Below are 20,303 nucleotides of genomic sequence, written 5' to 3'. Positions count from 1 at the left end.
CAGATAGTTATAGCACTATTCTGACAATTCAGATTCACTTGCCAAACCGAGTACCCAGTCGCGAAAGGCACGGACTTCCGGCACGTCCTGACGGCTTTCGGGCGTGATCAGATAGTATGCCCCACGTGATTTCAGGCGGGCTTGGCTGATGATTTCAAGGCTGCCTTCCGCCAGCGGTCCTTCGATCAAAACCCTTGGCAACAGGGCGATTCCCATGCCGGCCTTGGCCGCCTCGATCAGCATGAAGAAGTGCTCAAACGCCGGTCCGGGCGCCCCGGTAATCGCAATCCCGTTGGCCTGCGCCCAGTCATGCCAGGCTTTGGGCCGGGTGGTATGGACCAGTCGCGGATAGCGCCCGATCAGGTCTGCCGGGTCAACAGGGCCATTTTCGCCCGTTCCATCACCTGAAGCAACATATCCGGGTTTGGCGACAACCACTTGAATTTCATCAAAAAATTTGTCGCATATCATCCCGGGCCAGCGACCATCCCCGAAATAAAGCCCGACATCGATCTGGCGTGCGCCAAGGTCCGGGCTGCGTTCGGGCGTGGCGAAATTAAGCGCCAGGGTCTCGATCACCGGGCGGATATCGGGGTATTCGTTTTGGAATCGATTTAATTTTGGAATAAGCCAACTGCTGGCCAAGGTATGGAGCGCACCAATGACCAGTTTCCGCTCCCCCGCGCCATGGGTAACCAGATCAAGGGTGGCAGCCTCGATCTCGTCGAGCGCCCGGCGTAGACTTGGCAAATAGGCCCGTCCGGCGTCGTGCAAGCTCAGTTTCGGGCCATTGCGCTCGAACAAAACCATGCCAAGGCTGGCTTCAAGATTGGCGACCTGTTGGCTGATCGCGCCCGATGTCACTGAAAGTTCCTCGGCCGCGCGGGCAAAACTGCCAAGCCGGGCGGCGGCTTCGAACGCACGCAGGGCATTGAGCGGCGGAGTGGTCGGGCGCAGCGCCATAGCATTAGTTTTCCTGTTGATAGGTCCAGAACTTCTGATTTTACCCGCCGCATTCTGACGTATTAGAGTAATTCCAACAACACATCGTTAGATAATCTGGATAACCTTGGAGATTGACCATGTCTTCGCCATCCCTGCCACCGTTCCATCTGGCCTTTCCGATCAAATCGATTGCGGACACCCGCGCGTTCTATATCGACATTCTCGGCTGTGACGAGGGCCGCTCGACCGAGGCCTGGATTGATTTTGATTTCTTTGGCCACCAGCTGTCCGCCCATGTCCGCCCGGAAGCAGGCCAGAACAAGGGATCGGGTGATGTTGATGGGGATGCGGTGCCAATCCCGCATTTCGGGGCGGTTCTGGAATGGGAAAAATGGCATCAGCTTGCCGACAAGCTGAAGGCCGCCAATGTCAAATTCCTGCTCGAGCCCAAGATCCGCTTTAAGGGTGAACCGGGCGAGCAGGGCACCTTCTTTGTCGAAGATCCGGCGGGAAATGGCCTTGAATTCAAGACCTTCCGCGATCCGGCCATGATCTTTGCTCATTGATTTTGCCGCTTAAAAGCACGCAACCGGCCTTGTGAAACCGGCCCGGTCCATGACAAACTGTATTGACCGCGCCGGAACGCTTTGCGCTCTGGCGCGTTTGATATGTGCAACCTTAATAGTTGCCCCGTTTATCGCCCCAACACTCAAAGCTTTGACCAGGAGACCCCGATGTCGACCACCAACGCCCCGCTCAACATTCTGATTTCCGCTGCCGGCGATGATGAGAAGTGGAAAAGCGTGATGGTCGATCGTCTGCCGGACGCCAATATTGTGACCGGGGACGACAGTTACGATCCTGAAACGATTGACTATGCCCTGTTCTGGAAACAGCCGCAGGGTCTGATCAAAACGCTGCCGAACCTCAAAGCCATCTTCTCGCTCGGCGCCGGGGTCGATCATGTTGTGTCATCCCCCAGCCTGCCGACGGAATTGCCGGTCATTCGCCTGGAAGATGCCGGCATGGCCGACCAGATGGTGCAATATCATCTATATGCGGCGCTTCATTTCATGCGCGACTTTGATGTCTATAGCGCCCAGCAGGCCAAGGCCGACTGGGCCCAGCATGACGTCGCACGCATTTCGCAATGCCGGGTGGGCGTCATGGGGCTGGGTGCGCTCGGCTCTGCCGTTGCCGTGTCACTATCCAATCTCGGCTTCTCTGTATCGGGTTGGAGCCGCTCGATGAAGGCGATCGAGGGCATTGCGACTTTTGCCGGCAAGGAGACGCTAGCCGAATTCCTCGGTCAGTCCGATATCCTGATTTGCTTGCTGCCGCGCACCTCGGAAACCGAAAATGTGCTTAACAGCAGCACGCTGTCCTTCCTGCCCAAGGGGGCCGCGATCATTAATGCCGCGCGTGGTGCGATGATCAACGAGGCCGATTTGCTGCGCGCGATTGATACCGGCCATCTGCGCGGTGCATTTTTGGATGTTGCGGCAACCGAACCGCTGCCCGAAAGCCATCCGTTCTGGGATCATGCGAAAATCCGCATCACCCCGCATATTGCGGCCGCCACCCGGTTTGAAGAATCCGTCGATCAGATTGCCGAAAACCTTGATCGTCTGGCGCGCGGCGAACCCCCGCGCGGACTTGTTGATCGCGAAAACGGTTACTAGGTTATGTGCGTGTCAAAAAAATCTGGATTCACATGCTTGTTAAACCCAGTTATGCTGGCAAGCGTAAGTGGAGATTGAGATGGCAGAACACAAGAAACTCAAGGATTTAATTAAGAGCTCAATCCATGAGAGATTCGAAAATGTGACAATCGACAACATCTTCATTCAGGAAGACTTGGATGAAGATGGGGATGATATATTGGTAGTTAAAATTGTTTTCTCAGGAACGAGGAAGCAGTTAGACGCACGTAAGTCATCCGGTTTCCTAAGAGATATACGTCCAAAGATCATGGAAATTGGCGAAAATGCCTTTCCAGTGATTTCATTCATCTCTAATTCTGACTTCGGGAAGAAAGCCGCTGCAACCGCTTGATCTGATTAAAACTTCAGAACATTTGGTCAATGCCAAAAACGGCAAACCTACGCAAGCAAACCTGCGTAGAGCAACAAGCACCACGTACTATGCATTGTTTCATTGTTTGGCACGAAACTGCGCAGATTTGCTCGTAGGTGGCGTAAACTCTGATCGGAGTAAGCATGCTTGGAAACAAGTTTACAGAGCTCTCGAACACGGAAAGACCAAGGGAAATTGCGCTCAAACATCTATTCTGAACCAGTTTCCACCTGACATAATTGATTTCGCGAATAACTTTGTCAGTATGCAGTCTAAACGTCATATGGCGGATTACGATCCTAATGAAAAGTTCTATAAATCGTCCGTAAAGCAAGATATCGCCGATACAAAAGACGTGATAGAGCGATTCAAAAATGTCCCACCAAAAGATCGCAGAGCTTTTGCCGCTTATGTGCTTTTCAAAAACCGCGCTTGAAGCGGCGTAACCAATGTCAGCCAAAACCTTTGTTGCGCTTCGCGTTGAATGTGACGCCGCCACCGCCTTTGAGCAGTTCACAAGCGAGATCGATCACTGGTGGAAACAGGGGCCGCGCAACCGCCTGATCGGCAATCGTCCGGGCATCATGGAATTTGGCGAAAGTGACGGGGTCCGCTATTTGCAGGAAGTCGACAAACGTCGCCCCGATTTCATCGTCCGTGCCGGCAAGGTCACCAAATGGGAGCCCGCTAAGCACCTTGCCTTCGAATGGCAATGGCCGATGGCCGACCCCAACGAACCGGCGACATTGGTTGATATCCGCTTTAGCCCCCAGGGCGACTACACCCGCATCACGCTTGAACATCTGGGCCTTGAAAAGCTTTCGATGGCCCATCCCGGCCGCAATGGCCTGAATGATAACCGCTTCAAGCCGATGATGACCCATTACTGGCAGGCACATCTGGTTTCATTGCGAAACCGGATCAAAATGCTTGCCAACGAATCACGCCCGGCCTGATCCGGCAAAATCAATCTTCGCAAACAGCGCGCTCAGCCAGTCGACAAATACCCGCACCCGCACCGAAAGCTGGCGGTTTTGCGGATAAAGGATCGAGACCGGCATGGGGTCCGGCGGAAATTCCGGCAGGATTTCCATCAGCTTGCCCGATCTTAAGTCCTCAGCCACGCGATAGCGCGGCACCTGCACGATCCCCAATCCGGCCGCGGCACAGGCGGCATAGCTATCTGCCCCGGTGACCGAAATGCTGGCCGGCAGCATGACCTCGCGCACCTTGCCATCGACCGTGAAATCAAGCGGGATCGGCTGATCATCCGCCCCGGAAAGGAAACAGACCATCTGATGACCCTGCGCTTTAAGGTCATCGATCGTTTTGGGCATGCCAACGCGAGCAAAGTAATCGGGGCTTGCCACAGTCGCCTCATGCAAAAGGGCAAGCCTGCGCCCGATCATGGATGAACTCGCCAGATCGCCACTGCGCAGCACACAGTCAAAACCCTCATGCACCAGATCGACAAAGCGGTCACCATCTGCCAGCACCAGCTCGATCCCCGGATAGCGATCCCGAAAATCACCAAGGGCCGGGATGATAAAGGTCCGCGCCAGCGTGCCCTGCAGGTTCACCCGCAGCAATCCCTTGGGATCGGCATTGGTAAAGCTGCCATCGGCTTCTTCAAGATCGGCGAGAATCCTGACACAGCGCTGATAATAGGCCTCCCCGTCATGGGTCGGATTGACAGTCCGCGTCGTGCGCTCGAGCAACCGGGTGCCCAGCCGCTCTTCCAGCCGCTGGATGGAATTGGTCATGGTCGCACGCGGGATTAAAAGATCGCTGGCCGCCTTGGTAAAGCTTTTGCGCTCCACCACGCGCACGAAATTGCGCATTTCCTCAAACCGGTCCATCCACACGCCTATTGTTATCTAATTTCGAATAATTAATTCCAATATAGGCTAATTATCCGAAAAGTCATCTTGGGCATATTGGCGCCATCGCACTCAACACGCCACACAAGTCCAAGGAGACTTTTAATGTCTGCCAATGAAAACAGAACGGCTATCATCACCGGCGCATCACGCGGTATTGGTGTTGCCCTTGCCAAACGTTTGGCATCTGACGGCTTTGCCGTTGTCATCAACTATGCCAATTCCGCCCAAGCCGCCGAAGAACTGGCCGAAAGCCTGAAATCGCAGGGCCACAGGGCGATTGCGGTAAAGGCCGATATCGCCCGCCCGGATGCGGTCACCGCCCTGTTTGACAAGACCATCGCCGAATTTGGCGGGGTTGATGTCATCGTCAACAATGCCGGCGTCATGACAACCACTCCGATTGCCGACATGGATGACGCCACCTATGACGCGATGATGGACATCAATGTCCGTGGCACCTTCAACATGCTTCGCGAAGGGGCCAAGCATCTGCGCGATCATGGCCGGGTGATCAATTTTTCGACCACCGCCCTTCACCTCAAACTGCCGGGCTATGCGTCTATAACGCCACCAAAGCCGCGGTCGAGGCGATGACGGGCGTTTTCGCCAAGGAACTGCGCGGTCGTCAGATCACGGTCAATGCCGTCGCCCCCGGGCCGGTGGCAACCGAACTGTTCCTCAGCGGCAAAACCGACGAACAGATCGCCCAGTTCTCAAAAATGCCACCGCTTGAACGGCTCGGGGAACCCGATGATATCGCCGGTGTCGTGTCCTTCCTCGCCGGACCTGATTCCGGCTGGGTCGATGGTCAGACCATTCGCGCCAATGGCGGCCTGGCGTAAACCCGTCAAACGGCCCAAACCGCTCAATATCATGTGATTGCGGGGACCGTTGACCTGGGATCGGCATCATCCCCCCATCCCCGTGCCGGTTTCTTCTGATGGTTCCTGCAATACACGCAATGATGTCGCCTCGCAGACCAGCAGGCGGCATCATTGCCGTTTGGCGGGCACCCCATGCGCCAAAAGTGAACAATCCCAGACCTTTGGCTGATTGTGCGAACGCCCGACTTTGCCCATGATGTCCCGCCATCAGGAAAGAGATATCATGACACAATCATCCGACATCACGTTTCGCTATGCCACCCGCGATGATCTGCCCGCCATCGTCGCCCTTCTGGCCGATGACGAAAAAGGCAAAACCCGCGAGGAATTTACCGATCCGCTGCCAGCGGCCTATTTCGCCGCGTTTGACGCCATGGAATCCCAATCCACCGAAACCCTGCCCAATAAATACCTGCTGGCCCTTCAGGAAGCCGATATTGTCGGCTGTTTGCAGCTGACCCTGATTGCCGGATTGTCGCGGCGCGGGCAGCTGCGCGCCCAGATCGAAGGGGTCCGGGTCGCCAGCACCGCGCGTGGTCAGAAGATCGGCGAGAAGCTGATTGCCGAGTCCGTTTCGATTTCGAAATTACTGGGTGCGGCGCTGGTGCAGTTCACCACGGATAAAACCCGCAAGGATGCCCATCGCTTTTATGAACGGCTTGGCTTTGTCGCCAGCCACGAAGGCATGAAGATGCAGATTTCCTGAGGATTTTGGCGACTTTCGCTGTCCATTCTTGCTGTTTTGCGCTCGCGCAATCACAGCGCCGTCAAACTCTGATAGGATATGCTTCGAAATACACAGCACAAGATCGGAGCCCCCCATGAACTTGATCGAACTGCAGGATCTCGCCCGCGAACGCGGTTTTTCCCATGTTTTCAGCGCATCGGACAATCACGTCATCTGTGATGGCCGTGAAACGCGCTATCACGCCGATGATCTGAGTATCATTGATTGCCGGTCGGTCGATACCGGCACCGATCCCGGCGATGACGCCACGCTTTATATGATCGAGGCCAAGGACGGCACGCGCGGCATGCTGATCGTCCCTGACAGCTTCCATACCGATCCCGACAAGGCCGAACTGGTCGATCATTTGCGTCGCAAGCAGGGCTGATTTCGGAACAACAAGCAGGTCTTTGCGTTTTACCCCTAGTCAGACATTTTTTGATCAAGGAGGCCCGCAATGACCTTGGCTGATCTTCAGGCAAACGCAAAAGACCACGGTTTTGAACATCACTTCATGGCCGAAGAAGACGGTGTGCGCAGTGACGGCACCGGCAAGCTTTATACACCCGACGAGCTGCGCCTTGTTCATTCCAACAGCACCGATCACGGCACCGATCCGGGTGACGAGGCAACCCTGTTCATGATCGAGGCCAATGACGGCACCAAGGGTGTCATCATCATGGCCGATGCCTTTCATACCGACCCGCACAAGGCGGAAATCATCGATATCCTGCGCCGCAACCGTGCGGCCTGATCACGCGATATAATTGCCACCGCGCAGACCTGCGGGGTGGCAATTCGCAAAATGAACACAAACATGCACCTGTAGCGACATAAAAGGCGGGCTCACTATCCCCGCCTTCTTCGCAACCAAAACAGGCCAGTCGATGTCGGATTTGTTGCCGTTTATTCGTGCCTGGGTCACCGATCCCAGAAAAGTATCAGCCATCTCGCCCTCAAGCCCGGCACTGGCGCGGCTGATCACGTCCGAAGTCACCGCCCAACGCACCCCGGTTCTCGAACTTGGACCGGGGACAGGTGTGTTTACCAGGGCTTTGCTCGATCGCGGCGTCCCCCAGAACGACCTGACCCTGATCGAAACCGGACCGGATTTCTCCCGCCTTTTGGCCCAACGCTATCCCAAGGCCCGCATTCTGCAAATGGATGCCTGCCGACTGGGGCGCCAGGGCCTGTTTGGCCCGGGCGAACTGGCAAGTGCGATCAGTGGCCTTCCGCTTCTCTCGATGAAGCCGCGTCAGATCATGGGGATTTTATCGGGCAGTTTCGAATATCTGCGCGAAGACGGCGCGTTTTATCAGTTCACCTATGGCCCGCGCTGCCCGGTGCCATCTGCCATTCTGGCCCGCCTTGATCTGCAGGCCACGCGCATCGGCACCACAGTTCGCAATGTCCCGCCCTCATCGGTCTACAAGATCGAACGCAAATCCTGCGAGGAATTGCTTAAAACCGCCTGATCAACATCCTAACGGCGATAGACCATCTGGCGATAATTAAGCGCCTCGGCGATGTGTCCGCGCTTGACCGCGCCACTGCCCGACAGATCGGCGATCGTGCGCGCCACCCGCAGAATCCGGTGATACCCACGGGCTGAGAGCTTCATCTGACGCGCCGCATCCTGCAGCAAGCCGCGACTATCCGCATCAAGTCCGGCGGCATTTTGCAGGATTTCGCCATCGGCCTCAGCATTGGTTGAGATGTTTTCGTTTTTATATCGCAACATTTGGAGTTCACGGGCCAAAAACACCCGTTCGCGCACCGTCTGGCTGGTTTCACCTTTGGCTGGCATATCAAGGTCTTCAGGTTTGACCGCGGGGACCTCGATCTGGATATCAAACCGGTCCAGAAGCGGCCCGGAAAGCCGCGCCTGATATTCCTCGCCACAACGTGGCGCGCGGGTGCAGGCCAGTTCGTTATCCCCCAGATAACCACAGCGACACGGGTTCATCGCCGCGACCAGCTGCACGCGTGCGGGATAGGTCACATGCGCATTGGCACGCGCGACTGACACCTGCCCGGTTTCAAGCGGCTGTCGCAGGGCATCGAGCACATTGCGCTGAAATTCCGGCAATTCATCGAGAAACAGCACCCCGTTATGCGCCAGCGAAATCTCGCCCGGCTTCACCCGATGACCGCCTCCGACAAGGGCTGGCATGGAGGCGGAGTGATGAGGTTGGCGAAACGGGCGGGTACGGATCAGGCCGCCTTCCGGCAACATTCCGGAAACGGAATGTATCACGGTGGTTTCAAGTGCTTGTCTGGCATCAAGGTCGGGCAAAATGCCCGGCAAGCGTGCAGCCAGCATGGATTTTCCTGATCCCGGTGGCCCTGACATCAAAAGGTTATGGCCACCGGCTGCCGCGATCTCAAGCGCGCGTTTGGCACTTTCCTGACCCTTGATATCGCGCAGATCACCATGAAAATCATGGATCGCATCGCTGTCGCGGCGAACCGGACGCGGCAGGATTTGCGTGCCCTTGAAATGATTGATCAGCCGAACAAGGCTGGGGGCGGCCAGAATTTCAAGATCCCCGGCCCAAAGGGCCTCGGCCCCGTTGGCCTCGGGGCAAATCACCCCGCATTCCTGCATGCCGGCTTCCATGGCGGCGGGCAAAACCCCGCCCACCCTAGTGATGCTGCCATCAAGCCCCAATTCGCCCAGCACAAGAAACCGCTCGATATCGTCATGGCCGATGACATCCATTTCGGCAAGGATGCCCAGCGCAATCGGCAGGTCGAAATGCGATCCTTCCTTGAGCAAATCAGCAGGGGCGAGGTTAATCGTGATCCGCTTGGGCGGCAGCGCCAGCCCCATGGCCGAAAGCGCAGAACGCACCCGTTCGCGCGCCTCGGACACCGCCTTGTCGGGAAGGCCGACCACGCTAAAGGCCGGCAGACCACTTGCCATCTGCACCTGGACATCAACGGCAATCGTCTCGATCCCGGCAAAGGCAACCGTCATCACCCGCGCTGTCATAGGCCCCCGCATACAAAACCAATGGTTGTTTATCTTGGCGGTTTAATCGGAATTGCGCAACGCATGGTTTAATTTCAGGGGATTAGACAGGGGAATTTCGCGCCATCACGACGTTGGAAGACGAAAACGCATAAACATTTCGTTTTCATAATAAATGGATTTCTCAAACACTGCCCCGATGCGTTTAAGCGCTGCCAGCTTGGTGCGGGTCGGCGGCAGCAGGAAGGTGACTGATGGTATGCGGGGATCAGATCGGGCGAATTCCAACGCCTTTTTGGTAATTGCCATGCCAAACCCGAACCATTCGGGACGCAGCACCAGGCCATAATCCCAATCCTCGCCTTCTTTCTGAAAGCCGCCCCACCCGACATATTCGAGGTCGTGGAAAATTGCCCAGTGGCCCAGACCATCCCGCTTCCAGCAGGCTTTCTTGGCCGCCACGAACCGGGCGACGTCATCCTGATCCCAGGGACCCTCGAGCAACGGTATATGCTCCGCCATGCGCGGATCGGACATATGGGCGATCAGGGTTGCGGGTGCGACATCGTCAAGGTGTCCAAACGAAATCGAGTCAGTTCGGGGTGTCATCGGCCAAAACCAGTTGGGGCATAAAAAAAGGCGCAAGAACCATCAGTTCATAGCGCCCTTGATCACTTGCCGTGTCAATTCACCTGACCGGCAAGCCCCATCACAATTGCGATAGGGGTTATTGCGAAGCGTCGGTATCCGTTTCGCGTGGCGGCAAGAATTCCTTGCGGCACGGCACGGCTTCTTCGTTCACCACGGTCCAGCCGAAATTGCGGAACTTGCCGAAGCTGGCCTTTTTCATGGTGATGCCGCTGGCCGCGTGTTTGCGGACTTCCTTGGGGTCTTCACCCTCGATCCGTTCGGCACGGACCCAGGCGCGTTCGCGCATGGCTTTGGTAATGGTCGGTTCACTCATCGGCTTTCGCAGTTCCGTTGGCAATTGGCGCGTTAAAAGGCGGCGATAGCATGTCTGGCGGCGTTTGTCGCACCCAATCAGCACAGATGGGGACTCAATGCGCCACCCGCAAACGTTCCAGATCCGCAATGATATCATCAATCAGGTTCTGCACATCATCCGCCAGAAGGCCGCTTTCGATCATGCCGCGCAGGCCGGTAATGCTGGTTTGCAGCTTAAGCGCTGCGCGGTGCGGATCGACATCCGGCGCAATTTCGCCTTTCGCACGGGCTTGTTCAAAGGCCCCGGCAAACAGTTTGGCCATGCTGGTCAGTTTCTGCGCGGCCAGGTCTTTCAAATCAGACTCGTCATTGGCCAGCTCAAACGCGGTCTTGAACACCATGCAGGCATTGGACGGCATTTTGTTCATGCCGCCCTGCGTGATGCTGCGCACATAACCGATCAGCCCCGAAAGCGGGGAGTCCGATTGCGCCATGAAGTTTTGAAATTCGCCTTCGACACCGCGCGCATAATAGTTCAACGCTTCGGAAAACAGCTCCTTCTTGCTGCCAAAGGCGGCATAGATGCTGCCGGGCTTAAGTGCAAGGGCCGCTTCGATATCCTTGAGCGAGGTCGCATGAAACCCCTTGCGCCAGAACAGGTTACGCGCATTGGCCAGGGCATCTTCACGATCAAATGAGCTTGGTCTCGCCACGATATTTCCTTGTTTATTGAGCAATCACTCAAAAATTCTGGAGATACCCATGTCCGACTTCAAAATTTACGACAAAGATTCCGCTCCGGCCGATTCCAAACCGCTTTTGCAGAACTCGCTGGATGCCTTTGGCATGATCCCGGGCCTGCACGGCGTCATGGCCGAAGCCCCGGCTGTGCTTGAAGGTTATCAGGTGCTGCATGACCTGTTTCAGAAGACCAGCTTTGATGCCAATGAACTGACCGTTGTCTGGATGACCATCAATGTCGAGCACGGCTGCCATTACTGCGTTCCGGCCCACACCGCCATTGCCCATATGATGAAAGTCGATGGCGACACCATCAATGCGCTGCGCGATGAAACCCCGCTTGCCGATGCAAAGCTCGAAGCGCTGCGCACCTTTACGCTTGCCATGACACGTAGCCGCGGCAATGTCACGGCCGATCAGCTTGACGCCTTCTACGCGGCCGGGTACGGCCAGCAGCAGGTGCTTGAGATCATTCTGGGTCTGGCTCAGAAAGTGATGTCGAACTACGTCAACCACGTTGCCGAAACGCCGGTCGATGAACCGTTCCAGCGTTTTGCCTGGGAAAAATCCGGCGCAAAAGCCGCCTGATTACTGCCCACCTCAACCCGTTATCAACGCAAGTCTTTGGCGTGGACAGATTTTCCCCATCCCCCTGCGTCATATCCATGCGTTGTCCTGCACCGCCCGTTGTCCCCGGGCGGTGCTTTTTTATCTGACACTCGCGTCGCCGATCAGATCAATCATCATCATGGGGCAGGTGGAAGGTCGTCTCGGTAAAGGATTCGCGTTCGGACATGATCGCCATCCAGTCGCGCACGCGCACCGGGATATCAAACCGCCGGTCCGGCCAGCGGAAATCAATGTAATAAAGCGCAACCAGAACCGACCAGGTGCCAAGATGCGGTTCCTCGGTGCGCAGGCTTGGCAAACCGTCCAGGATCGCCGCAATGCCCGAGGTGATGGCTTGCGCCTGCCGTTCCATTACGATTTCGGAACGATCACTGGCATCACGGTTTGAATCGGCATAAAGACGGCCGGTCGCCACCATCATGCCATCGGCCAATCCCTGCCATTTAAGGGCACTCAGGCGCCCCGGGCCGCTTTCGGGGATGACACCCTCGGAAATGCCTTTGGATTTGGCAAGCTGATCAAGATAGTCACAGATCACAGCAGATTCAAAAACTGCCATCCCGTCTTCAAGGATCAGGGTCGGAACCTTTGACAGCGGGTTATGGGCGCGCAGCGCTTCATCCGTCCACGGATCAATCAGAATCTCGTTGATCTGTTTTTCCAGACCCAGTTCACGCAAAATCACGCGCACCTTGCGCGAAAAGGGTGAAGTTGGCGCGTAATAAAGCTGCATCATGATCCAAAGCCCCTTGCCATCAGCCACGATCCCGTTGGTCCCTCAAGGCTGTCAAACCCGTAAATCCGGCGTCCAGCCGATGCCTTCGAGATGCCATTTGGCATGCCAGTTGGTGTCGCTGCGTGACAGTGTAAGGTAATTTCGCGCCGCACAATAGGTACCTTTGCGTTCGGGCAGCGGTTTTAACTTTGTCGGCCGATCGGGAAGCGGGTTGTCGCCGATCCACGCCAGAAGCCCCAACCCCCGCGCAAAAGCAGACGGCGGTGCCGTGTGCGAGATGCCCGATGCCACCAGCTGATGGATGGTTTTGCCCCGCGTTTCAAAGGTGCCGCGCGTTGCCACGTGAATCTCCCCCGACAGCAGGGTGATTTCGTGATCGCGCTCATTGGCGATGTCTTCGATCAGCTCAAGAAAACGGCACCATTCGCGCCGGTGCCAGCGGCTTTGCCACTGATCGCGCAGGTCATCTTCGTATTTCTGCGCCTTGGGCCACAGATGCATCATCATCTCGACCAGCGACAATCGCGGTCCGATCACCGGCACACTCGACATCAGCAAAATCCGGTTGCCACCCGGCACGGTTTCAAGCGCCTTTGGCAAATCCCGCCAGCCATTTTCGCCCATCACGGCATTCGGTGTGCGCTCGGACCTGAGGTCAGGCGCAACAATGCTAAGGCCGGGAAAATCGGTCCGCCAGGCAAGGCTTTTGCCCGCACGATCCATCACCATGTCTGGCAATTCATCCGGCGCGCAGCAGAGCTGCATCAGGCAAAACGCCTCGCGGGCGCAGTCAAACATGCCCTTGGCCACTGCCGTGCCCTGAAACCACTTCTTGTGACTGCCCCAGCCGTCAAAAATGTCATGGTCATCCCACATCATCAGCGACGGCACCCGGGTCAGCATGTGGTGGATCTGCGGTTGGCCATAAATCGCCAGATAATGATCAAGATAGAATTTCAAAACCGCATCGCGCAGGGCATCGGAAAAGGCCGTCGCCATCCGCTCGCGGCGCCCGGCTTTGTCCCAGGCGATGATGTCAGGGTGGCATTCCCACACCCCGTCGGCATAAATCTGGTCCCCACCATGCAGCAAAAGTGAAAAGGGCTGGGCGGCATGTTCGCGCCCCAGATCGGCCCACAGCGCATTGCGGTCTTCCAGCGGCCGGTCCAGATCACCGTCCTCCTGACCATTGCATGACACAAACCCGATGCGCAGATCTTTGCTAAGATCCGTACAAACCTCATATGTTTCGTTTCCGAAACTATAAGTTGCTGTCGTGTTTGCCGGCAGGTCAAAATCAAACCGCCAATAACACCGGCCAAACAGCTCCGTCAGCTTGACCGGGGCAACAATATCGCTGCCATTGGCCTTGAATGCCGGGATATCCATGCCACTCTCGGCAACAACAAGTGCTGCCAGACGCGCGGTTTTTTCATCGGCACCCCGCGCAAACAAGAACGGCCCGAAAAACTCATGATCGGTGATTGTCTCTGCCTCTGTGTTGGTCATGCGCGTCTGATACCTGCCAATTTTGTCCTTAAATCATACGTTTGATCGCAGTTTTGGTTCCCTTCGGATCGAACCTATTAAAATCAATTGGATCGGAAATTTCGAACAAAAAAGCCATACGGGCAAAACCCGTCCAAAGACCGGCGATTGATTAAATGCTGCAATGCGTTAGTCTTTTTTACTCTCGCATTTCAAACGCCACCAAAAGGAAAAGCCCCATGACAACAGAGCGCTCCAAAGCCATTCCCACTGTTCAGGTCGATGATGACACCTTTCGGGTGACCGAATGGCATTTCCCCCCGGGATCGGAAACCGGCGACCACGTGCATGGCATGGATTATGTCGTCGTGCCGATGACCACGGGAACCCTGACCATCGTAAACGATGACGGCACAACCTTTCCCTCGGAAATGACGGCCGGGAAGTCCTATTCCCGCAAGACCGGGGTGGCGCATAACGTGATCAACGAAAATGATTTCCCCATCACGTTTGTTGAAATCGAAGCCAAATAAACGGTCGGACCAGATAACAAACAAAACGGGCAGGTAATCAACACCTGCCCGTTTTCGTCTCAAAGCACTTTCAGGCCCGGACTTAACCCAGACGCTTGTCGATTGCATCCCAGATCAGGCCTTCAAGCTTCGACCCGTCAAAGCGATTGATTTCCTGCAGGCCGGTCGGCGAGGTGACGTTGATTTCCGTCATGTAATCGCCAATCACGTCGATCCCGACAAAGATCAGATCCCGTTTCTTGAGCTCCGGCCCGATGCGATCGCAAATCTCACGTTCGCGCGGGGTCAGCATCGATTTCTCGGCCACACCCCCAACATGCATGTTCGACCGTGCCTCTCCCTCGGCCGGGACACGGTTGATCGCACCCACCGGTTCGCCATCAACAAGGATGATGCGTTTGTCACCCTTGCGCACATCGGGCAAATAGGCCTGCACCATCAGCGGTTCACGCGACTGGGCGGCAAACAGCTCAATCAGGGAATTCAGGTTCTCGTCACCCGGTTTAAGGTGGAAGACACCCGCCCCACCATTACCAAACAGCGGCTTGACGATGATGTCTTTATATTCCTCGCGGAAATCCTTGATCCGCGCACCCGATCGCGTGATCAGGGTCGGCGGCATCAGATCGGGAAACTCGGTGACAAAGATCTTTTCCGGCGCATTGCGGACATGGCCAGGATGGTTGACCACAAAGGTCTCCGGGTGGATCGACTCAAGCAAATGTGTCGCCGTGATATAGTTCATGTCAAAGGGCGGGTCCTGACGCATCAGGATAACGTCGGTTTCACGCGCCAGATCGATCACGCGCGCAGCACCCAGATCATGGTGATTGCCATGCTCGTAACGCAGGGTCATCGGGCGGACTTCCGCCTTCACCCGGCCGCGGTCATAGAACATGTCATCGGGATGATAATGCAAAAGGTCATATCCGCGCGCTTGGGCTTCAAGGCCCATGACAAAGGTGGAGTCCCCCTTGATGTCGATACTTTCAATCGGGTCCATCTGGATGGCGACGATACGGCTCATTATAAAGCGTTCTCCTTTAGACCGTTGATCAAGCCGGCCTTTAATCCGCAAATATGGCCCAAACCGGCCAAATAAGGTCATTTGCGGGCATGGCTTGACCCGGCTGGCCTTCCCGGCCAAATGATGCGATATGTAATTCGCGATTGCTGGTTACTATTTGGCACGATTTTTATCATTCGCCATTCACCTTCTGCAATCGCGATGATCGCGATCAACGAATTGTCAGGGTCCAAACTCATTCAAATGACCGACCCGGCAATTGATATGAGAGAAAAAGCTAGGAAAAGCCCGCAGAGCGGGGTGATCCCCGGTCAAGGGCTTTGACGCAGAGGCTTTCTCTCATATCAATTGTCCTTAGGATCACCCGGATTTGCACGGGCTATTTTGTCGCAAAACCTTGAAAGATGTATATCTTCCTGCGCTTTTTGCTCCGCATATCCGCACAAATCCGGGAGACCGGGACGATTATTTGAATGAGTTTGGACCCTAGACAGCGCTAAGGCAAAAAGGCACATGACCCGTTTGACCCAGAAACAAGAGACCCGCTGGAAATCCTTTGGCAAGAAAACCCGCGCCTTTGTGGCTGCCGGTGCACTTGCCACGGCCATTGGTCTGGGTGCGGTGACCAGTCTGACCCTGTTGCCAAGCCCGGCAACCGCGCAATCAAGCGATCAGATCAGCCCCGAGATGGTCGAAAAGATCGAAAACTATCTGGCCGGGATTACCACGCTGACCGCCGATTTCGTTCAGATTTCATCGGATGGCGGTGCGGCCGAAGGCAAACTGTTCATGGAACGTCCGGGCAAGATGCGGTTTGAATATAACCCGCCCGCACAGATCCTTCTGGTCTCGACCGGCCATGATTTCATCTATTATGACAAGGAAATCAACGCGCCGACCTATTTCGACATTGATGAAACCCCGGCTGGCATCATTCTGGCCGAAAACATCTCGCTGACCGACAAGGTCAAGATTGTCGATTATCGCCGCACGGCCGAAACCATCCGTGTCGAGCTGGTGCGCAAAACCGACCCCGGTGCGGGCAGCGTCACCCTGGTCTTTTCCGAAAAGCCGATGCAGCTGCGCCAATGGATCGTCACCGATCCGACCGGTATTGAAACCACTGTGACCCTGTTTAACGCCAAGGCCGGCATGAAGCTCGATCCGGAACTGTTCAAGTTTGAACGCATCTGGCCAAAGCGAGGCAGCTAAGCCGGAATTTTTTCGAACCCTGTCTGACAGTGCAAAACCGTCTGAAACCGGCTTTTGGATCAAGAATATTTTCTGATTCAAGTGCTTGGCAGACGCGGGATCTTATTGTGGTTTCGTAATGAAATGATCGCCGGTTTGGAATCATTATAAAGTTTTAAAATTTGTTGGTTTTTCGGCCCCAACCCCATGGCAGCAAGTCCGATCAATTCCTATATGTGAGTCTGTCACAAGGTTCCCCTAAACGACGGGAACCCCGTGTGAGGAAAAGGTCTCCCCTACCTTTCCTCACGCTCCAGATCATCGGAGCGCTGGCGTCCGGTTCTCCCCCCTGGCCGGACGCCTTTTTTTTGCCCAATGCCTAAGCTAAAACGCGCATTCTCGGGAAATCCACAAAGCTAGGCCATGATTTGGCAGGGATTTCACAGGCTGTTAATTTTAATTGCCTACTAAAGTCAGGCATGATTCCCTGACGGGACCACATTCAACACACGAGACGACAGGACCGACGCCTTCTATGATCAATGACTTTCTGAAATCCGTTGCGCAGTTTTCCGACCCGCGTTTTCGCAAAGTCGTGCTAATCGGTGTCGCCGGTGCGCTTGCCACCATCGTTGGTCTCTGGATGTTGATCGGTTTTGGATTAAACTCGTTTAACTTCTTCACAGAAGGTGGATGGCTCGAAAGCCTTGCGGACTGGTCGCTTGGTCTTGTTCTCGCAATATTGGTGATCTTGCTGTTTCCTGCGGCAACTGTCCTGATCTCAAGCCTTCTGCTTGATCAGATTGCCGATGCGGTCGAAGACAAGCATTACCCGACACTGCCCGATACCCGTCCGCAGCCGATCATGGATGCACTGATCAGTGGCCTTAAATTCGCCCTGACAGCGCTTGCACTTAACATTCTGATTTTGCCGCTTCTTCTGGCCGGGCCGCTTTATGTCATCGCGTTTTACGCCATGAATGGTTATCTTTTGTCGCGTGAATATTTTGAACTGGTTGCCGCACGCCGTTATGATGCGCGCACGGTTGAAGCCATTCGCAAAAGCCGCCAGAAAAAGCTCTGGATCGCTGGGGTTGGCCTGACCTTCCTGATGACCATTCCGGTGGTCAACCTGGTCGCGCCGATCATCGCCACGGCCTTTATGGTCCACTATTCTGTGCGTCTTGGAACCTATGTGCCTGAAACCGTATAACCGGTGAACACACGGTCCTGACCCGAGACCAAAACCGAAACTGCAACTTTAAGGATCTGGTCATCCCATGTTTGGAAAGAAAAAAGCCAATAAAACAGTCGACAGCAGTGCGACTTCGTCAGATACATCTCGCCCGGATGCATCAGACGCGCTTTCCGGGACCATGACCACGGCCTCTGAACCCGCAGCCGAAAAACCCGCCTCTGGCGGGACGACCGAAAAATCAGAAAATCGAAGTGAGCCGCGACTCTTCACCCAGCCGCGCACAAAGGATGAACCGCAAATGTCCAGTAGACCGCACTCCACCAACTTCCGCCCGGAAATCCCCAAGCGCCCGCTTGAAATCCCGACCCGTGGCAGCTCGGGCCGTCCGGCAGGCCAGGGCGGCAACGCCGAAGGCAAAAAGCTGACAGTTGGTCGCGACATCACGCTCAAAGGTGAAATTGGTTCCTGTGATATTCTGGTCGTCGAGGGCGTTGTCGAAGCCCAGATCCAGGAATGCTCGCGCCTCGAAGTTTCTGAAGGCGGCAGCTTCATCGGTTCGGCCCAGGTTGACGAGGCCGAAATCAGCGGCAAGTTCGAAGGCGAACTGACCGCAGGCCGCGTGGTTGTCGTAAACTCGGCTGAAATCAGCGGCAAGATCACCTATAGCGTGCTTCAGATCGAAAACGGTGGCCGCATCAAAGGCGAACTCGACTATGTCGAAGGATCGGACACCGGCATCAACCGCTCTGGCAATAGCGGTGCGATCACCATCCCGCGCAAATCAGACGATTCCTGATTTTTGCTGCGCATGATTGATCTGACCCGAAACACACCCCGAACGGACATCACCCGTCCTGTCGGGGTGATTTTGCTTCTGGCCGCCATGGCCATGGGTCTGGTCGCGTGTGGCGGGGCATCTGTGCCGCCGGGTTCGACAAACACCAATTACGGGCAGCTTGACGCCCAGGGCAATGTCATCACAACCCAACCCGATACTCGCCAGAAACCGGAAAACTCCCGAACCGGCAGATCGGCAGCCATTCCGTTCAAACCGGTTCCCAACGCAACGCTTAAGGGGCTGTCTGAACAGGAAGTCGAAGCCAAGATCGGCGCGCCGGAAATGATCCGCGGCGAAGGCGATATCCGCGTCTGGCAATATCGCTCGGACCTCTGCTCCTTTGATGCCTTTTTCGCCCCCGCAACCGAGGGCGCACCCCGCGAATTGCGCCACATGCTGGCCCGCATGCGCCGGGGAAATCAGCCGATCACGGTGCAGGACTGCCTTGATCAGGTGGTCAAACAGCATCTCGCCCGCGGCTAGGGTCCAAAGCGCATCGACGTCGCGTTTTTCCGATCTGCAGATTAAAAACTTTCTAAAAATCCTGGTCTGATCGGCATCCGGATGCATTCCTTGGTTTAATCTTTACCTTTTGGCGGCAATCTCGGAAAACGAGCTCATAAATTTGCCATATCCATTGGATTTTATGCATCCAAACGCGGTCCGCCGGACCATCCCGAAACTTCAGACACGATACGCGACCTCATGAAAAAACACGCCCATCGTCTCGTCAGAAATTCGTTTGCCGCCGCTTTTGGCGCCATTGCCTGTCTTCTTGCCCTTGGTCTGCCGACCAGCGGCGCACAGGCACAGAACTCCCCGCAGCTGATTGATGTCTACAGCAAGTGGGAAGCCTACACCTATTCCGAAGACGGCCAGAAAGTCTGCTATATGGGCAGCCAGCCGACCTCGGCCAAAGGCGACTACACCCAGCGCGGCAAAATCTATGTCATGGTCACCCACCGCCCGGCCCTGAAACTGCTCAATGAAGTCAGCTTTATCACCGGCTATACCTATAAATCGGGCAGCGAGGTGGATCTTCGAATCGATTCCAAACGTTTCAAGCTGTTTACCCATGACGATTCCGCCTGGGCGACCAACAGCGAAGAAGACCGCAAACTGGTCAGCTCGATGAAAGCAGGATCGACCATGGTTGTGGTCGGCTATTCCTCGCGCGGGACCAAGACCACCGACACCTATTCGCTTTCGGGCTTTACTGCCGCCTATAACGCGATTTCAAAGGCTTGCAACACCAAGCCGGTCAACTGATCACACGCCCGATCAAACCGTATGGTGGGGCCGCCACGGCCCGATTTGCAACCGCGACTGCACTGCTGTGATAGCAGCAATGTGAAATTTATCGTTTCTAAATCGACCCGGCCCCGCTATATGCGGGGCCAAGCATTTTTGCATCATTTCTGGTATAGTCCCGCGGACGCCAGAAAGAGACGGTCCAAAAACCGTCCGGCAAACCCACAATACTTAAA

The 20,303-nt window shown here is 55.6% G+C and carries 24 protein-coding genes and 1 pseudogene; 16 read left to right on the top strand and 9 right to left on the bottom strand.

Features of this window, described 5'->3' with window-relative positions:
• Positions 1–15: 15 nt before the first annotated feature.
• Positions 16–963, bottom strand: coding sequence for a LysR substrate-binding domain-containing protein (locus ACXAF0_RS01910; protein ID WP_475343096.1), 948 nt, complete (start codon positions 961–963; stop codon positions 16–18).
• Between the two features lie 119 nt (positions 964–1,082).
• Here ACXAF0_RS01910 and ACXAF0_RS01905 point away from each other — a divergent pair, with 119 nt between their 5' ends.
• The 4 genes from ACXAF0_RS01905 to ACXAF0_RS01890 all read left to right on the top strand — a co-directional run bounded on the left by ACXAF0_RS01905 (position 1,083) and on the right by ACXAF0_RS01890 (position 3,977).
• Entirely contained in the window at positions 1,083–1,511 is a 429-nt protein-coding gene (locus tag ACXAF0_RS01905; protein ID WP_475343093.1) for a VOC family protein, read from the top strand.
• Between the two features lie 168 nt (positions 1,512–1,679).
• The gene (locus ACXAF0_RS01900) at positions 1,680–2,627 is read left to right on the top strand and encodes a 2-hydroxyacid dehydrogenase (protein WP_475343090.1); all 948 of its coding nucleotides are present in this window, start codon (positions 1,680–1,682) and stop codon (positions 2,625–2,627) included.
• A 79-nt stretch (positions 2,628–2,706) separates the two neighbouring features.
• Positions 2,707–3,000 carry a hypothetical protein gene (locus ACXAF0_RS01895; protein ID WP_475343088.1) on the top strand — a complete coding sequence of 98 codons (294 nt, stop codon included), beginning with the start codon at positions 2,707–2,709 and terminating at the stop codon, positions 2,998–3,000.
• Positions 3,001–3,470: 470 nt separating this feature from the next.
• A complete protein-coding gene (locus tag ACXAF0_RS01890) occupies positions 3,471–3,977 on the top strand; it encodes an SRPBCC domain-containing protein (RefSeq protein ID WP_475343087.1) in 507 nt (168 codons plus the stop codon).
• Here the strand turns inward: ACXAF0_RS01890 and ACXAF0_RS01885 are convergent.
• Complete coding sequence (locus ACXAF0_RS01885) at positions 3,963–4,880, bottom strand: LysR family transcriptional regulator (RefSeq protein WP_475343084.1); 918 nt, start codon at positions 4,878–4,880, stop codon at positions 3,963–3,965. The two genes, ACXAF0_RS01890 and ACXAF0_RS01885, sit on opposite strands and share 15 nt — an antisense overlap.
• A 126-nt stretch (positions 4,881–5,006) precedes the next feature.
• Between ACXAF0_RS01885 and ACXAF0_RS01880 the strand changes: the two are divergent.
• The 5 genes and pseudogenes from ACXAF0_RS01880 to ACXAF0_RS01860 all read left to right on the top strand — a co-directional run bounded on the left by ACXAF0_RS01880 (position 5,007) and on the right by ACXAF0_RS01860 (position 7,990).
• Positions 5,007–5,746, top strand: a pseudogene (locus ACXAF0_RS01880) (SDR family oxidoreductase).
• Between the two features lie 265 nt (positions 5,747–6,011).
• Entirely contained in the window at positions 6,012–6,494 is a 483-nt protein-coding gene (locus tag ACXAF0_RS01875; RefSeq protein ID WP_475343083.1) for a GNAT family N-acetyltransferase, read from the top strand.
• A 115-nt stretch (positions 6,495–6,609) separates the two neighbouring features.
• A complete protein-coding gene (locus ACXAF0_RS01870; protein WP_475343082.1) occupies positions 6,610–6,903 on the top strand; it encodes a phosphoribosylpyrophosphate synthetase in 294 nt (97 codons plus the stop codon).
• Between the two features lie 69 nt (positions 6,904–6,972).
• The gene (locus ACXAF0_RS01865; protein ID WP_475343081.1) at positions 6,973–7,269 is read left to right on the top strand and encodes a phosphoribosylpyrophosphate synthetase; all 297 of its coding nucleotides are present in this window, start codon (positions 6,973–6,975) and stop codon (positions 7,267–7,269) included.
• Between the two features lie 133 nt (positions 7,270–7,402).
• A complete protein-coding gene (locus ACXAF0_RS01860) occupies positions 7,403–7,990 on the top strand; it encodes a class I SAM-dependent methyltransferase (protein WP_475343080.1) in 588 nt (195 codons plus the stop codon).
• 8 nt (positions 7,991–7,998) lie between these two features.
• Here ACXAF0_RS01860 and ACXAF0_RS01855 read toward each other — a convergent pair whose 3' ends face one another.
• The 4 genes from ACXAF0_RS01855 to ACXAF0_RS01840 form a co-directional block, all read right to left on the bottom strand.
• Complete coding sequence (locus ACXAF0_RS01855) at positions 7,999–9,510, bottom strand: YifB family Mg chelatase-like AAA ATPase (protein ID WP_475343079.1); 1,512 nt, start codon at positions 9,508–9,510, stop codon at positions 7,999–8,001.
• 105 nt (positions 9,511–9,615) lie between these two features.
• Entirely contained in the window at positions 9,616–10,098 is a 483-nt protein-coding gene (locus tag ACXAF0_RS01850; protein ID WP_475343078.1) for a GNAT family N-acetyltransferase, read from the bottom strand.
• A 118-nt stretch (positions 10,099–10,216) separates the two neighbouring features.
• The gene (locus ACXAF0_RS01845; protein WP_475343077.1) at positions 10,217–10,453 is read right to left on the bottom strand and encodes a hypothetical protein; all 237 of its coding nucleotides are present in this window, start codon (positions 10,451–10,453) and stop codon (positions 10,217–10,219) included.
• Positions 10,454–10,547: 94 nt separating this feature from the next.
• On the bottom strand, positions 10,548–11,147 hold the full coding sequence (locus ACXAF0_RS01840) for a TetR/AcrR family transcriptional regulator (protein WP_475343076.1): 600 nt from the start codon (positions 11,145–11,147) through the stop codon (positions 10,548–10,550).
• A gap of 49 nt (positions 11,148–11,196) precedes the next feature.
• On the opposite strand from ACXAF0_RS01840, the gene ACXAF0_RS01835 reads away from it, so the two are divergent.
• Positions 11,197–11,763, top strand: a complete 567-nt coding sequence (locus ACXAF0_RS01835; RefSeq protein WP_475343075.1) for a carboxymuconolactone decarboxylase family protein — start codon at positions 11,197–11,199, stop codon at positions 11,761–11,763.
• Between the two features lie 148 nt (positions 11,764–11,911).
• Here the strand turns inward: ACXAF0_RS01835 and ACXAF0_RS01830 are convergent, their stop codons facing one another.
• Both ACXAF0_RS01830 and ACXAF0_RS01825 read right to left on the bottom strand, forming a co-directional pair.
• Positions 11,912–12,568 carry a glutathione S-transferase N-terminal domain-containing protein gene (locus tag ACXAF0_RS01830; protein WP_475343074.1) on the bottom strand — a complete coding sequence of 219 codons (657 nt, stop codon included), beginning with the start codon at positions 12,566–12,568 and terminating at the stop codon, positions 11,912–11,914.
• 24 nt (positions 12,569–12,592) lie between these two features.
• Positions 12,593–14,050: an alkaline phosphatase D family protein gene (locus ACXAF0_RS01825; protein ID WP_475343073.1), complete on the bottom strand. Its 1,458-nt coding sequence runs from the start codon at positions 14,048–14,050 to the stop codon at positions 12,593–12,595.
• 218 nt (positions 14,051–14,268) lie between these two features.
• Here ACXAF0_RS01825 and ACXAF0_RS01820 point away from each other — a divergent pair, with 218 nt between their 5' ends.
• Positions 14,269–14,562: a cupin domain-containing protein gene (locus ACXAF0_RS01820; RefSeq protein WP_475343072.1), complete on the top strand. Its 294-nt coding sequence runs from the start codon at positions 14,269–14,271 to the stop codon at positions 14,560–14,562.
• Between the two features lie 82 nt (positions 14,563–14,644).
• Here ACXAF0_RS01820 and gshB read toward each other — a convergent pair whose 3' ends face one another.
• Positions 14,645–15,589: a glutathione synthase gene (gene gshB, locus ACXAF0_RS01815; RefSeq protein WP_475343071.1), complete on the bottom strand. Its 945-nt coding sequence runs from the start codon at positions 15,587–15,589 to the stop codon at positions 14,645–14,647.
• Between the two features lie 513 nt (positions 15,590–16,102).
• Between gshB and ACXAF0_RS01810 the strand changes: the two genes are divergently transcribed.
• From ACXAF0_RS01810 to ACXAF0_RS01790, 5 genes are all read left to right on the top strand, one after another.
• On the top strand, positions 16,103–16,801 hold the full coding sequence (locus ACXAF0_RS01810) for a LolA family protein (RefSeq protein WP_475343070.1): 699 nt from the start codon (positions 16,103–16,105) through the stop codon (positions 16,799–16,801).
• Between the two features lie 514 nt (positions 16,802–17,315).
• Positions 17,316–17,993: an EI24 domain-containing protein gene (locus ACXAF0_RS01805; protein ID WP_475343069.1), complete on the top strand. Its 678-nt coding sequence runs from the start codon at positions 17,316–17,318 to the stop codon at positions 17,991–17,993.
• 283 nt (positions 17,994–18,276) lie between these two features.
• Entirely contained in the window at positions 18,277–18,774 is a 498-nt protein-coding gene (locus ACXAF0_RS01800) for a bactofilin family protein (RefSeq protein ID WP_475343068.1), read from the top strand.
• A gap of 12 nt (positions 18,775–18,786) precedes the next feature.
• Positions 18,787–19,299 carry a hypothetical protein gene (locus ACXAF0_RS01795; protein WP_475343067.1) on the top strand — a complete coding sequence of 171 codons (513 nt, stop codon included), beginning with the start codon at positions 18,787–18,789 and terminating at the stop codon, positions 19,297–19,299.
• A gap of 222 nt (positions 19,300–19,521) precedes the next feature.
• On the top strand, positions 19,522–20,085 hold the full coding sequence (locus ACXAF0_RS01790; protein ID WP_475343066.1) for an invasion associated locus B family protein: 564 nt from the start codon (positions 19,522–19,524) through the stop codon (positions 20,083–20,085).
• The last annotated feature ends 218 nt before the right edge of the window (positions 20,086–20,303 follow it).

It is taken from the genome of Thalassospira sp. ABD4_177 (assembly GCF_056160125.1).
This window is presented reverse-complemented; position numbering and strand designations above follow the sequence as displayed.

Bases quoted from the DNA above. Each gene is read 5' to 3' on its own strand.
- ACXAF0_RS01910 (WP_475343096.1), bottom strand. From the start codon at position 963: ATGGCGCTGCGCCCGACCACTCCGCCGCTCAATGCCCTGCGTGCGTTC.
- ACXAF0_RS01845 (WP_475343077.1), bottom strand. From the start codon at position 10,453: ATGAGTGAACCGACCATTACCAAAGCCATGCGCGAACGCGCCTGGGTC.
- ACXAF0_RS01820 (WP_475343072.1), top strand. From the start codon at position 14,269: ATGACAACAGAGCGCTCCAAAGCCATTCCCACTGTTCAGGTCGATGAT.
- ACXAF0_RS01860 (WP_475343080.1), top strand. From the start codon at position 7,403: ATGTCGGATTTGTTGCCGTTTATTCGTGCCTGGGTCACCGATCCCAGA.
- ACXAF0_RS01865 (WP_475343081.1), top strand. From the start codon at position 6,973: ATGACCTTGGCTGATCTTCAGGCAAACGCAAAAGACCACGGTTTTGAA.
- ACXAF0_RS01870 (WP_475343082.1), top strand. From the start codon at position 6,610: ATGAACTTGATCGAACTGCAGGATCTCGCCCGCGAACGCGGTTTTTCC.
- ACXAF0_RS01875 (WP_475343083.1), top strand. From the start codon at position 6,012: ATGACACAATCATCCGACATCACGTTTCGCTATGCCACCCGCGATGAT.
- ACXAF0_RS01885 (WP_475343084.1), bottom strand. From the start codon at position 4,880: ATGGACCGGTTTGAGGAAATGCGCAATTTCGTGCGCGTGGTGGAGCGC.
- ACXAF0_RS01810 (WP_475343070.1), top strand. From the start codon at position 16,103: ATGACCCGTTTGACCCAGAAACAAGAGACCCGCTGGAAATCCTTTGGC.
- ACXAF0_RS01855 (WP_475343079.1), bottom strand. From the start codon at position 9,510: ATGACAGCGCGGGTGATGACGGTTGCCTTTGCCGGGATCGAGACGATT.
- ACXAF0_RS01825 (WP_475343073.1), bottom strand. From the start codon at position 14,050: ATGACCAACACAGAGGCAGAGACAATCACCGATCATGAGTTTTTCGGG.
- ACXAF0_RS01805 (WP_475343069.1), top strand. From the start codon at position 17,316: ATGATCAATGACTTTCTGAAATCCGTTGCGCAGTTTTCCGACCCGCGT.
- ACXAF0_RS01905 (WP_475343093.1), top strand. From the start codon at position 1,083: ATGTCTTCGCCATCCCTGCCACCGTTCCATCTGGCCTTTCCGATCAAA.
- ACXAF0_RS01835 (WP_475343075.1), top strand. From the start codon at position 11,197: ATGTCCGACTTCAAAATTTACGACAAAGATTCCGCTCCGGCCGATTCC.
- ACXAF0_RS01795 (WP_475343067.1), top strand. From the start codon at position 18,787: ATGATTGATCTGACCCGAAACACACCCCGAACGGACATCACCCGTCCT.
- gshB (WP_475343071.1), bottom strand. From the start codon at position 15,589: ATGAGCCGTATCGTCGCCATCCAGATGGACCCGATTGAAAGTATCGAC.
- ACXAF0_RS01890 (WP_475343087.1), top strand. From the start codon at position 3,471: ATGTCAGCCAAAACCTTTGTTGCGCTTCGCGTTGAATGTGACGCCGCC.
- ACXAF0_RS01850 (WP_475343078.1), bottom strand. From the start codon at position 10,098: ATGACACCCCGAACTGACTCGATTTCGTTTGGACACCTTGACGATGTC.
- ACXAF0_RS01900 (WP_475343090.1), top strand. From the start codon at position 1,680: ATGTCGACCACCAACGCCCCGCTCAACATTCTGATTTCCGCTGCCGGC.
- ACXAF0_RS01895 (WP_475343088.1), top strand. From the start codon at position 2,707: ATGGCAGAACACAAGAAACTCAAGGATTTAATTAAGAGCTCAATCCAT.
- ACXAF0_RS01800 (WP_475343068.1), top strand. From the start codon at position 18,277: ATGTCCAGTAGACCGCACTCCACCAACTTCCGCCCGGAAATCCCCAAG.
- ACXAF0_RS01790 (WP_475343066.1), top strand. From the start codon at position 19,522: ATGAAAAAACACGCCCATCGTCTCGTCAGAAATTCGTTTGCCGCCGCT.